Source organism: Spirosoma terrae (assembly GCF_010435915.1).
GTDB lineage: Bacteria > Bacteroidota > Bacteroidia > Cytophagales > Spirosomataceae > Spirosoma > Spirosoma terrae.
In genome coordinates this window covers 52220-64259 of record NZ_JAAFZH010000010.1, presented here as the reverse complement: position 1 = coordinate 64259, position 12040 = coordinate 52220, and the positions used below count along the sequence as shown (strand labels likewise).

General features: G+C 46.5%; 17 protein-coding genes. 10 read left to right on the top strand and 7 right to left on the bottom strand.

The window, feature by feature from the left end; genetic code table 11:
• Genes GK108_RS20080 through GK108_RS20050 form a run of 7 tightly spaced genes read right to left on the bottom strand, consistent with a single transcriptional unit; the run spans position 1 to position 5775 of the window.
• On the bottom strand, positions 1–729 hold the full coding sequence (locus tag GK108_RS20080; protein WP_163952416.1) for a glycoside hydrolase family 19 protein: 729 nt from the start codon (positions 727–729) through the stop codon (positions 1–3).
• 12 nt (positions 730–741) lie between these two features.
• Positions 742–1002: a hypothetical protein gene (locus GK108_RS20075; RefSeq protein ID WP_163952414.1), complete on the bottom strand. Its 261-nt coding sequence runs from the start codon at positions 1000–1002 to the stop codon at positions 742–744.
• Positions 999–1979, bottom strand: a complete 981-nt coding sequence (locus GK108_RS20070; RefSeq protein WP_163952413.1) for a hypothetical protein — start codon at positions 1977–1979, stop codon at positions 999–1001. The genes GK108_RS20075 and GK108_RS20070 overlap by 4 nt, the downstream gene beginning before the upstream one ends.
• Positions 1972–2451, bottom strand: coding sequence for a hypothetical protein (locus GK108_RS20065; RefSeq protein ID WP_163952410.1), 480 nt, complete (start codon positions 2449–2451; stop codon positions 1972–1974). The genes GK108_RS20070 and GK108_RS20065 overlap by 8 nt, the downstream gene beginning before the upstream one ends.
• A 41-nt stretch (positions 2452–2492) precedes the next feature.
• Positions 2493–3110, bottom strand: coding sequence for a hypothetical protein (locus GK108_RS20060; RefSeq protein WP_163952408.1), 618 nt, complete (start codon positions 3108–3110; stop codon positions 2493–2495).
• 3 nt (positions 3111–3113) lie between these two features.
• Complete coding sequence (locus GK108_RS20055; protein ID WP_163952406.1) at positions 3114–3491, bottom strand: hypothetical protein; 378 nt, start codon at positions 3489–3491, stop codon at positions 3114–3116.
• A gap of 28 nt (positions 3492–3519) precedes the next feature.
• A complete protein-coding gene (locus GK108_RS20050; RefSeq protein ID WP_163952404.1) occupies positions 3520–5775 on the bottom strand; it encodes a putative Ig domain-containing protein in 2256 nt (751 codons plus the stop codon).
• Between the two features lie 279 nt (positions 5776–6054).
• Between GK108_RS20050 and GK108_RS20045 the strand changes: the two genes are divergently transcribed.
• From GK108_RS20045 to GK108_RS20000, 10 genes are all read left to right on the top strand, one after another.
• Entirely contained in the window at positions 6055–6714 is a 660-nt protein-coding gene (locus tag GK108_RS20045) for a hypothetical protein (protein WP_163952402.1), read from the top strand.
• 2 nt (positions 6715–6716) lie between these two features.
• Complete coding sequence (locus tag GK108_RS20040; protein ID WP_163952400.1) at positions 6717–7115, top strand: hypothetical protein; 399 nt, start codon at positions 6717–6719, stop codon at positions 7113–7115.
• Positions 7116–7174: 59 nt separating this feature from the next.
• Positions 7175–8251, top strand: a complete 1077-nt coding sequence (locus tag GK108_RS20035; protein ID WP_163952398.1) for a major capsid protein — start codon at positions 7175–7177, stop codon at positions 8249–8251.
• A 56-nt stretch (positions 8252–8307) separates the two neighbouring features.
• On the top strand, positions 8308–8526 hold the full coding sequence (locus GK108_RS20030; protein WP_163952396.1) for a hypothetical protein: 219 nt from the start codon (positions 8308–8310) through the stop codon (positions 8524–8526).
• An 18-nt stretch (positions 8527–8544) separates the two neighbouring features.
• Positions 8545–8871 carry a DUF6706 family protein gene (locus GK108_RS20025; RefSeq protein ID WP_163952394.1) on the top strand — a complete coding sequence of 109 codons (327 nt, stop codon included), beginning with the start codon at positions 8545–8547 and terminating at the stop codon, positions 8869–8871.
• The gene (locus GK108_RS20020; protein ID WP_163952392.1) at positions 8871–9191 is read left to right on the top strand and encodes a hypothetical protein; all 321 of its coding nucleotides are present in this window, start codon (positions 8871–8873) and stop codon (positions 9189–9191) included. Before GK108_RS20025 ends, GK108_RS20020 begins: the two co-directional genes overlap by 1 nt.
• Positions 9182–9649 carry a hypothetical protein gene (locus GK108_RS20015; protein WP_163952390.1) on the top strand — a complete coding sequence of 156 codons (468 nt, stop codon included), beginning with the start codon at positions 9182–9184 and terminating at the stop codon, positions 9647–9649. Before GK108_RS20020 ends, GK108_RS20015 begins: the two co-directional genes overlap by 10 nt.
• A complete protein-coding gene (locus GK108_RS20010; protein WP_163952388.1) occupies positions 9646–10059 on the top strand; it encodes a hypothetical protein in 414 nt (137 codons plus the stop codon). Before GK108_RS20015 ends, GK108_RS20010 begins: the two co-directional genes overlap by 4 nt.
• An 11-nt stretch (positions 10060–10070) precedes the next feature.
• Positions 10071–10568 (top strand): hypothetical protein, encoded by a 498-nt coding sequence (locus GK108_RS20005; protein ID WP_163952386.1) that lies wholly within the window; start codon positions 10071–10073, stop codon positions 10566–10568.
• Between the two features lie 69 nt (positions 10569–10637).
• Entirely contained in the window at positions 10638–12038 is a 1401-nt protein-coding gene (locus GK108_RS20000; protein ID WP_163952384.1) for an SGNH/GDSL hydrolase family protein, read from the top strand.
• The last annotated feature ends 2 nt before the right edge of the window (positions 12039–12040 follow it).

Genomic DNA, 12040 nt, shown 5'->3' with positions numbered 1-12040 from the left:
TTAAGCAACTTTATCAGATTCGTAGAAAATCGGTCGAAGTGCACTTTTACAGATGGCCAATAGCTTTGTACGATCAGCCAGGCCATTAATTCCGCCGTTCACCTTCCGCGTGGTCAACTCAACGTTGTCTTTATCAGCAATGACGTTGAGGTTCATATCTGCCCAAAACTGAAAAGACGTGTGCATACCATCATCCGGCCGCTGCATGTATTCAGGATGGTTGACGTAATCAATGCCGAATAGCTTTTTGTACCGGATGTACTTGGTTTTGCCCGTATTCTGAATAGGACCACGACCCCGGTATTTCCAGCCATCGCCCGATTCTTCCGTGCCATTCCCTAACCTATTAGCATATACGTAGTTCGCTATTTTCTCAGGTTGACGGGCATACATGCCAGCAGGCTTGCCCTGTCTGGGTTGTAAAACATTTAAGGTTTTACCGGTTTCTGGGTCTTTTCTTTTTTCTACCCAATCGTATTTCACTTCTGAACCAGCATAGAACCGCGATGGCCACGTACGTACTAAGGCTTCAGCCGAATAGCTGAGGTTTTCAACTGTTGCAGTCAGACGTATGGACTCATGAAGAACCTGTGATAGAAAGTGGCTCAACCGCACATGGGTTGTTACCGCGTATTCATCGACGTAGCGGTTAATCGGATCGACGTAAAGCGACGCTGTTTTGGGCGATGCACCGCAAGCCAGCAGGATTGGCAATGTTATGATTTTCATAGTATTGAGTGTTTAAGGGTCAACGATAAAGCGGATATACCATTTAGTTTTTAATCCGCGCTCATAGCAATATCGGTTGAATAGGTTGGGCGCTTCAACGATGTGCACGTTACCTTCTTTGTCCTCAAACCGTGTACTAGGCCGGTAACTGATCGGCGGTTTGAATGAGAACAAATCGTACAAAAGCATTAGCATCAGGCAGACCACGACAAAGCATATTGCCAATCCAATCAGGCTTATTACAATCCAGTCAATCAATCCGAATAATGTCATGGCATGAAGTGTTTAGCGATGATTAAACTGTCAGGGTTTTCAGGGAGTGGGTTCGGCTCTTTATAATCTTGGGAATTATAACGTGTCCAAATCGGTGAAGGGTAGCCCGGATCTGCCCGGCCTTGATCGGGAATATACCATGCCCTATTTACCCGATCCGTTTTGAGTGGAAACACCGGTTGTGGTAAGCCCACCGGCTCGGGTTTGTTGAATATAAGCGGCATAGGACGCGAAAAGCGAGCATTGGTTCGCTTCAAGCCACGTTTTACCTCATCGGCTCGTTTCTCTGATTCCCGCCTGGTACTATCAACTTTCTGGCTTAATTGTTCCTGACCCTGTTTGATGGTATCAGCGACCGCGTAGAACGTCTTTTTGGTCGAATCGACAGCGGCTTTTACGGCGGTTTTTACCGTACTGTCGGTTTTGGCTGTCGTTTCCTGCCGAACCTTAGCCGCCAGCTGTAGCCCCCATGTGTAGCCTTCAATCGACTCGCTGAAGCCAAATAACAGCAGGAATAGCCCGCCTGCACCCAGCGCAACGTTTCGGAATATCTGGGAAAACCACCACGGCCGATATAATTCTGGGCTATCTCGCAACAGATACTTTGCTAATGCCAGCTTAGGAATGAACACAGATGAACCCGGCATTTTGGGGTTTTTCAACTCCTTTATTACCTCAGCTGGTATAGGGTATTTGCTGAAATAAAACACATTGAAGAATAGCCAAAAGGTCAACGGGCCTAATAGCATGACGAGAAACAACGTAAATCGATGAGGTTGTTTCCATAATAACAGCCCGTTTAAAACAAGGATGATAAACACGATCCGGCCTATAACGTCATGCCCCCATGACATCCGGCACGTAAACCGCCATAGCAAAAAACAACCTGTTACAAACAGTACGTATAAGCCTATTTGTATAAAACGCCCGGCTATCTCAATATACATCGAGTAGTCGAGCTGAATAGCATCAATCATGATCTTGATCTTTTTTAACGTCAGATTCCAAAAGCTTTGGCAGCTTTTTCGACACGAACCAATACCCTGCATAGCCAGCGATAAACCCGATCGTCCATTCGGGCGCTTTGGGTATCACGGCTAAAACAGCCTGAGCAAACCAGCTCATCAGGAATAAGCCTGACATCGTACCCACGAATATTTTAGCTGGCCAGTACTTAGCCGTCGGATCGTGGTATTCTGTATCAAGCTTGCCCCTACGTCGTTGTTTATCCTGATTATAGACCCGTTGCAGTACCTCAACGAGTGTCGATACAGTTGCGCCAATCAAAGGCGATGTGCCAACAATGATCTGTTCAGGAATCTCAAACACGGCCATTACTTGCGCCCAAAACTCACTTGGTACGTTCAGGAATAGCGCCGTTGCCATAACCTGCGTAGTCCACGCGGCAACATAAGCGGGCATTGCATGGACTACGTAGGTCTTCATCATTGTTGAGTGGGTAATATGGTTCACACGAATAGGCGATTAGATTAGAAAGGAGGTGTTTTTGCGTGTTGGCGTAGCCTTTTATTTCGACCAGTGAACCAGCCTTTTTGCTGAGCCAGATCCTTTCCGTCATCTGTGAATTCCCGCAACTCTTTCAGTGAATCACCTCTCAACCGATACGCTTCTTTCAATGCAGCATAACCACGTTCAACGTAGCTGTTTCGAGCTTGCATACTATCACACACACGTAGCTTTATCGTCAGCGCTTCATTTGTCGGTACGTTATAGGTGACAACCGGCGTTACTTTCGCTGTATCTGGGGGCTTCAGATAACCAGATAAGATGAGGTTTTCCAGGTTGGATTGACGTTGAGCAATGGCAGACAGGCCCGAAACTTCTAGTTTTACGTTCGGCACAACCGTTGCGTTACGCCATCTAGCATCCTCAAATTCACGTTCAATCCGTGCGAGTGATGCACTTAGTTTCGCCTGCTCATTAGCCAGGTTAAACGATTTTGTTCGTTCGGACTTCAACGAGTCGGATAGCTCCTTATTCGTTGAGTTTTGCGATTTCCCCCAACTCCGTAGGTCTGGTACAAACCAGAATAGCAGAACAAATAGAAGGGCAACACCCAGAACGCCAGTTAAGATTTTCCAGATCATGACTTATTTGGTTAGCGTAGTTGGGGGTGTTTCGTCACCGCTCTGATGGGCCGAATAATCCGTGATGAGTTTGATTGCTCCACCGATGTAAGCCACAATCGTTTGTGCCTCTGGCCATACCTGTGTAAGATTGTTGGACAGGTAGTTGACAACCGTATAAATCAGCAGCCATAGCAATGACCAGGTAATTACTTTGCTGGTCTTGAATACGGTGGCCATTGCCGTTAATGATCCCGCAACTACCGTCATGATCAGGTACGTTTTGGGCGGAAAATGGAAATGTTGGCCTGCTAAGGTCAGCAATGAAGCCAGTAGAATGAGCCAGCCAGATAGTTTGGCCGTGGCATTATCCTTTTGAAAGAATGCTTTGATTGCGTTCATGAAATTTGATTGATTTGAAAGGAAAGAATTAACGTTTACGGGCATACAGACGAACCGACCAGCCATGAGCATTACCGGATAGTTCGGCACCATCGATAGGGGATTTCCAACGTACTGTTGACTCTTGATTGCGTTCGGCGTGAGGGAAATACACAGCGTATAGTTCCCAACCCGATGATGGCGAATCGACAGCGGTAACTAAGGGAACAGGTCCACCAGCGGCCTTTAACAATTGGTCTGGATTGCCAGTAACGTACTGCTTTGTGTTGGGGTTATAGATGGGAATATCCCCAATATGTTGGCGCTTATCGGCTAAAAACACTGTGTTATTATATTGGCCTAATTCGGTCAAAGCCAACTGTTCGGCCTCTCTTGCAACCTGGTGAACATTTGGGTTCACGTTGTCGCCTTGTCCCTCAGCAGGATTGATCCGGCTGCAACAACCCAAACCCCACATGAATTTGCCATCATAGTGCATACGACTGTAGATGGTTATATACTCCGATATTTCAGGGTGCACAGGCACCTTAGTTGGGCGCTGGTTTTGAGCGTTGAGAGTCCACGGCACCCAAGATCCATTTAGCACCTGGTAATTGTCTTTATCCCGAATGAACTGCTCAAAAATTGGTTCAGTCTGGAACTCCAATGGCATGTGTGCCCAGCCCTTACGTTGCTCAATTGACCAATTGGACAAAATGTGATAAACCAGTTCATACGGTCTTGCCAGATTCGGATAGAACTTATCATACCACTGGCGGATGTCCTTTTTATCAGCTGGAGAGTCTTTCGTAATGGAAAAGTATTCTTCATAGTCTTTTCGCTTCATGAAGAATTCCCATTCGTAATGGTATGTGTGCCGATGGCCATTGATTAAGTTGAGGTTGCCCGATACGTTATAGACCTGACCATTCCAGAGCGTAATTAGCCCGTGATTGGCGGTTTCATTCGCTTCAGGGTAAAGGCCCGCGTTATTGACATCCGCCGTCAAAAAATCCGTTGGCGATAGCGGATGATTCCAGCCTGTAAGCGACTTGAAAACCGTCAGCCCATGCATATCGCCATAGAAGTGTTTCATACCCGGATTGTTCCTATCCAAATACATTACACTGATGGCAATAATGTTGCGCCATTTCTGATGTTGTGCCTGTTGAATCGCGTCTATACCTCCACGGTTATACGTATCCTGAAGGCTTTCACGGCGATTTAAAGCATAATTCCAGTACTGAACATTCCGCTGATCTTGACTTAGTTTGTCCCAATCCGACTGAAGAAACCAATTGTACTCAATATTGAAATGGCCTAATTTCACGGTAGGCACACCATCAATAAGACCATTTTGGGTCGATGTATTCCAGGCTGGCATTCTGGAAAGGGTGGTGTTGACAATCTTATCAAAATCATCAATTACACTGAGGTAGGCGGTCTGGTGCCACGGTCCCCAAAAGTTGCCCGTGTATTCGTAGAACAGCCGATCCGTCGATTTGGGTAAACCCCATGATGGCATTCCCTCATCGCCATAAAACCACAGGGCGTTGAAATCACTATGGCCGCGCTTTCTGAGCTCGTCTGGTGTTTCGACCTTGCCATCGTTACCACCCACCACAATATCACTGGTCTTCATGCGCCAACCATCCTGATAATCTGGAATGGTTTGAGCCTGCATCCGGTTGATTACGTTCGGTTTACTGGAAAATACAAATGGTACGGTCTTTCTCTCAGCGTAGGCTGTAGGTGCGGGGGGCGGAACGGTATTGTCATCCCGATCCGGTTGAGGTTTGACAGGGGCACCCGTAGACCTATCGACCACATCCAAAATGAATTTGGTTTGGACCAGCTTACCATCTTTTGACGCACTGACGGTAATGGTACGTATATCGGTCTGCGTTGGTGTTCCTGAAATCGTCCGTGTCTGAGAATTCCAGCGTAAGCCCGGCGGCAAATCGGACACGTCAACACTAGAAGGGCTTGTATTGTAAGTACTTTCTGGTACTGAAAACGTGTACGGCTGATTGACTACAGCTGTCTGAGTTTCAATTGAGCGAACAACGTAAAACACGCTGTTATCGGGCTTAGGTATTTCCGGGATTGGCGTAACTACGTCAGCCGGAGCCGGTACCGTATAGGTAATCCGGGTAGTCTGGGTTTCGCCTGGTAATTGAATCTGTAGGCTAATTTTTGTGCCAGCGGGCAGCGTATCAGCCGGTACGGATCGGGCTAAAAGCGAAGGCGTAGCAAGTAAAAACAGAAATAATCCCCCGATCCAATTAAAAAGTCGTGCTTTCATGATGTTTTTTTTCGTCTAATTTTTTGTCTAAAAACATGTCCAATTTTTTGTCTTAATTCTTGTCTAAATACAATCCCGTAAATCCAAGTCAATCAGTGATTTGTGTTCATATCCGGCAGGGTTAAAAGTGAGTGCAAAAGTGCGCGTGTTTTTGCTTTAAGAACACTGTAAATATCTGATTGATAGATAGTTATGAGCTGTAAATTTATTAGAAAGTAATTGAAATAGAAGTACTTTGAAATATATTTGCCACGGACTTAAACACAGCAACCGTACATCATGAAGGACAAACTTTTAGCCGCATTGCTGGCAGCGTACAAAAACTTAGGGTTCAGTGATAAGGCAATTCAGGGGGTTCTAGCTTATCTGGAACAAACTGTAAAAGAGGAATCCGAAATCGAGGGGGCTATCAAAGCAGTCGAACCCATGCTCAAAGCTTTTCAAAGTGAAGTTGACACGCGAGTCAACACAGCGGTGACTAAAGCGAAGGCAGAAGGGGGCAAAAAAGAAGAGGAACCAGCCAAGCCGGAACCTCAACAGCAACAGGCTCCAGCTGAAACACCCGAATGGGCAAAGTCGCTGTTTACGACGGTAAACACGCTGTCAACGAATGTGCAAGCATTAGCGGGGACGGTCAACGGGATTGTAACAGGTAAAGCCACGGATACCCGTAAAAGTCAGTTAGAAACGGCGCTGAAAGATGCACCAGAAGCCTACAAACAGACGGTTTTAAAAGCCTTCAATCGAATGACATTCGATAAAGAGGAGGACTTTACAAACTACATGGGTGAGCTCACGGAAGATCTGAAATCGGTGGTTCAGGATTCGGCTAATAGCGGGTTGGCCCAATTCAAAAAGCCAACCGTTCCCACGGGGGGCAATGACGTAAAACAGGCTTCCAAAGAGGAAACCGATACTGTTCTCAGTCAAATCATGTAATCATGGCAACAGCAAGTCTTAACAACGACTCGGAGGAAATCATAACCTCTAAAGACTCAATTGTCATTGTTGACAATTTTCAGTCGATACGTGGCGGGCGGACGCTAGATGTCACCGGTTTTACGCCGGACATCATTAAAGCGGGTCACGTTATTATCATGGAAACCGCTACCAAGAACTACAAGCCCATGCCATTGAACGGCGGGGCTACGGCGTATGCAGCACTGCCAGCCGATCACGTTTATGCCGGAATTCTGATCAATTCTATTCCGAAAAAACGGCCGTTTGCGGGTATTCTGGTTCGGGGAACGGTCAACCCCGCTGCGTGTCCATTCCCAATGGCAACAATTCAGTCGGCAGTTAAAACCGCGTTGCCACTGATCGATTTCCGTCAGGACTAATTCGCTGTAATACAGGTAAAAGCTTAGTTCACAAAACGATACTACAGGCGTAAAGCATCATGGAACAATCATTATTTGTACAGTACATCACCAAGTTTTTTAAAGGGATTGTACTGGGAGTCACGACGAAATTGAACGACTCCAAAAACGCTCTGACGTACCGCTATAAGCAAATGCTTAGAACCGAAACGTCAGTTACGGGTAAATGGGAAAGCTTTCTGTCGGATAACACGTTTGTTATGGCCGATGTAGTGGCAATGGATTCAAGCCTGCCACTCAAAATGCGCGATTCACTGTCTAAAGCGTCGGGTAACATACCTAAAATGGGTCAGGAACGTAAGCTGAATGAAACTCAGCTTACTGAACTGGAAGTGCTTACCGCGCAAGGTCAGGAAGGCCCGATTCTGAAACGTGTGTTTGAGGATACGCCAAAAGTTATCACGGCCGTTTACGAACGGAATGAAGCTATCTTCTTAGAAGGATTGTCAACTGGCCAGGCTTTAATTGATGATCCTGAAAACATCGGTACGGGTGTTCGTGTAGACTATGGCTTTAAGACCGAAAATAAATTCGGCGTAACAGCACTATGGTCTAATTCGTCTACGGCAAAACCGTTTGATGACATGAACCGGGTAAAGAAAAAAGCAAAAGCCGACGGCAATAGCATTATTCGGGTTATGATGGACCCCACCGCGTTTAATAATCTGGTGGCTACAAACCAAGCTAAAGAGCTGTATGCGTTCAAGCAGGGCTTTTTAGGCGAAAAAGTTCCAACCCCTTCGCTGGATCAAATCAATACGGTTATGTCAGACCGGCTAGGATTTACGATTGAAATCGTAGAACGTTCGGTGAAGTATGAGCGAGACGGTGTTCGTAGTGCGTACGATCCGTGGGCTACAGGAGTAGCCGCTTTTATCACCGAAGAGATTGTAGGTACATTAGTTACGGCACGGTTAGCTGAGGAATCTCACCCCGTTGCGAATGTGACTTATGAAAAAGCAGATGGCTATATTCTGGTTTCAAAATACCGCCAAAATCGCCCTTCGTTAGCTGAGTTTACAAGCTCCCAAGCACGTTGCATCCCTGTAATTTCATCTGAAGTCTACCTACTGAATTCCGGCGAGGTTCAAGCTTAATCTATTTGTGTATAGTCTAGTAGTCTTTTGACTAACAGGACATTTTCTTGTTTATCATGGCAAATAACCGCAACAAATCAACCTCCACCGACTCAAAACCGGTTGAGAAAAAGGAAGGTAAGACCTACGTAGTTTCGCAGTTCCGGGACAAAAACGACTACGATACGGTGTACCTGGTTGATCAGGATGTCTCTGATCTGGAGGAAGATCGTTTGGAAGAACTAAAGGCAAAAGGTTTGGTCGAAACCTTTGTAAAGCCAGAACCGGCGAAATAACCGCAACCTCATCACAACATGGCAACAGTTCGGGGATTTATCGAAAGCAAATTAGCGGGTTTCAACATTGAGTTAAGTGCTGATGAACTAGACGTTTTGCTAGTGGATGCAAACGTAAATGGAACAGATGTGTATTCAGCAGCAACCGCGCTCGGGGCGAAAAAGGCTATTGCACTGGCAATTCCCGAACTGTTTTTAAAGGCTGATGTAACGGAAGGTGGGTATTCGGTCAAGTGGGACAAAGCAGGCATAACGACGTATTACGGGATGCTATGCGATGAGCTAGGGTTGCCAAATAAGTTGGTTAAAACGCCAAGTATTCAGGATCGTTCAAACTACTGGTAATGATCAAGCAATATCCCTATCAGTTATGGGTGCTGGCCGTTGCTGAATCCGATGTAGACAATCAAGGCAATTTCCTTGAAAGTGAATCGCAATTCGTGCTAACCGCAAGTTGCCGGGATGAAGCCAATACAGGTGGCCAAACCGTTCAATTGGCCGATTCCTCAACGATCAAGTACGATACGTTGATTCAACTGCCTAAGTCCTGTCCGGTCATAGAGGCTGGTGCATCTATCAAAGTGCTCGATGGGTCAACCCTACGTGTTGAGGGGATTGTCAAGCGCTTTTCACGCGATCAGTTACACTGCCGGTTATGGGTATAAAGCCAAAATCAACGCAAAAGGACATCCGACGCTATTTTGAAAAGAAGAAACAGGCGATTGAAAATCTGATTCTTCGAACGCTTCAATACGTCGGTGAACAATGTGTCAATCAGGCTAGAACGCTAAATACATATCGTGATCAGACCGGCAATCTACGCAACTCAATTGGCTACATGATCCTACACAATGGCCAGGTAATGCATTCGGATTTTCAGCGTACAACAACCGGGAGCCAACCGACAACGGTAGATGGCAAACTGGTTGGGGAATCCTACGCTAAAAAACTCGTAGCGGAATACATGGACGGGTGGGTATTGCTAGTCGTTGCGGGCATGAACTACGCGGCATCGGTGGAAAGCCGGGGGCTAGATGTACTTACCTCAGCGAAGCAACTCGCTGAACGGATTGTACCACAAATGTTAGGTGACTTAAAAGAAGACATTGCCAAAGCTCGATGAAAACGACATTTGATCAGGTTAATATTCTGTATAGTAGGCTATCAGGATCAAACCTGAAGACTGCTATTACCGGAAGTATTTACAAGCTGGTACGACTAACGGATTCCAAGTTGGAAGATGTCGTTGTCAACTCGCTGCCTGTTACAAATGATCAGATTCAACGGGGCACGGCCAATGTCAACATTTATGTCCCTGACATTACCTACAAACCGCAAAACGGGAAAGCCCAGCTGGTACCTAATGCCGAACGACTTTACGAATTAGCGGCTATTGCTACACAGGTTGTGAATGAGCATTCCACGCCGGACTATACGTTCTGGCTGGTTAATCAATCGCTCATTCCCGAGCCTGAAACCAATCAGCACTACATCAATCTGCGGATTGATTTTCGATTCTTTCCATCACTTTAATTTCATCTACAATGGGTACAATAACATTCGGCGTATCATCGATAGAGATGGGAGCCATTGGCAACGACGGTGGGCCAGGGACCGTGTTAGAAGCTCTTGGTAAGACAAATCAAAACTCCTGTAATCTCAATCAGGACGAACCGACAACGACGGAATTTCGATCTGAAGAGGATGACCAGCCAATTTATTCGACAGAAACACCGGGGCCAATCGCGCTGACGTATCAGATTGTTGATCCTGACCTAGATGCAATGGAGAAATTGTTTGGGGGGGAAATTACGGGGTCAGCTGGTAGTCGTGTATGGAACATGCCTGCATCTATTATCAGCTTGGAACAAACTGTCAAGGTAACGCCAAAGGAAGGTTTAAAGTTGACGATACCAAGAGCCAAAGTTGTAGCTCGGTTTACAGGTGAATTCACCAAAGCCAATCCATTCGTATTAGAGGTGACTGCCACGGCATTAACCCCGGAAAAAACGGGTGTTGGGGCGCTTGTGTGGGCAGAATAAGCTGTATTCACATAGGCGTTTTGGTATAGCATTGGCCATACCAAAACGCCTATTTTATATCGACAAACCATGAAAATATATCTGGCAACTAGTCTTTTATCTCTTATTTCCCTGTGTTCGGTTGCGCAGGTTCTTCAGCCAAAGGCCATGCGGGTGTATCGGGTTGGTGACATGGTAGCCGTTCAGGACTCAGCGGCATCGAAAGCACCGGACTTATACCCAGTGTCAACGTTTAGCATTGGACCCGTTGGTAACAACGTCCGTGTTGGGATCGATAATACCTACCTATACTTTCCGTATAGCAAGTTTTTAGGCGAAAACGGCACGGTTTATAGTCAACAGTCGTCAAACCAGGCGGTGAACTCGTTTAAATCAAACGTGACCAACAACATTGCCGCTTCAATGCGGACGGTCAATTATACCGAACCCGAAATAATTCGAACTAACGGCCTTGATGTTGAGTCTACGGGGTTAACCTACCCGTCTGGGTTTCCGGCTTCAGCGACAACGACCGTTGCCAATAGTAGTACGATGAATTTCGGCACCAACGCGAGTCCCGTTTCACTCGGCGGTTTCAACCCACCTCTAACAAAAAAATGGTACGTTGATCATTACACGTTCGGAACGACCATGCCCGTTTTTGCCCGTGTTAGTATGGGTAGGCCAAATACCGGTGATGTGCAGTTATATACGGGTAGTGGTAGTTATGCCGCGAATGCCGTGCTATACGGCGGGGATGGAGCGATAGCCGTAAACCTATACGGCAAAACAGACACGACCAGACGGGCCGCTATTCGATTTGGGTTTCATGGCTATACAGCCAGCGCGGACAACGATGTTGCTTCACCCTACTACGTGTATTTATTTGCCGACTCCAACACAGAGGGAACATCTGTTCAGGGTATTACGTCCCGTTGGGATGTGTGGTCATGGAAGCTAAAAGCCTGGTATCAGAACGTTAAAAACCAACGGGTTTTTCTCGTTGACAAATCACTATCGGGTCAAACGTCGGTTTATTTCGACAAAATACGGTTGGGCAATCGGCTGGGAGGTACTCGAACGCCGTCCATTGGCTTTTATGTATTAGGCACCAATGACACCGATACAGCCGCTTACCGGGCGAATGTCAACAAGTTTATTTCCGACTGGATTATTCAATACCCCGACTCACCCCTGATCATTTGCGGGCCTGGTCCACGCTCATCAGGCAGTACGGGGGAGACTACAGCGGGGTACATGCGGGCCATCGATCAACAGGTTGTCGGTCAGGTAAACCGGCCAAAGCAAGTGTATTACCTGAATTTGGGTACCGCCTTTCCCAATACGTCGGAAACCTACTTTACCACCAACGACAGTTCAACATCCGGCAACCGGGTACACTGGAATGTAGGGGGGCAACAAAAGGTTTTTGAAGCGGTAACGGCCTTTCTGGAGAGCAATAAAATCGAACTGTATCTCCCTCCCAACTGATC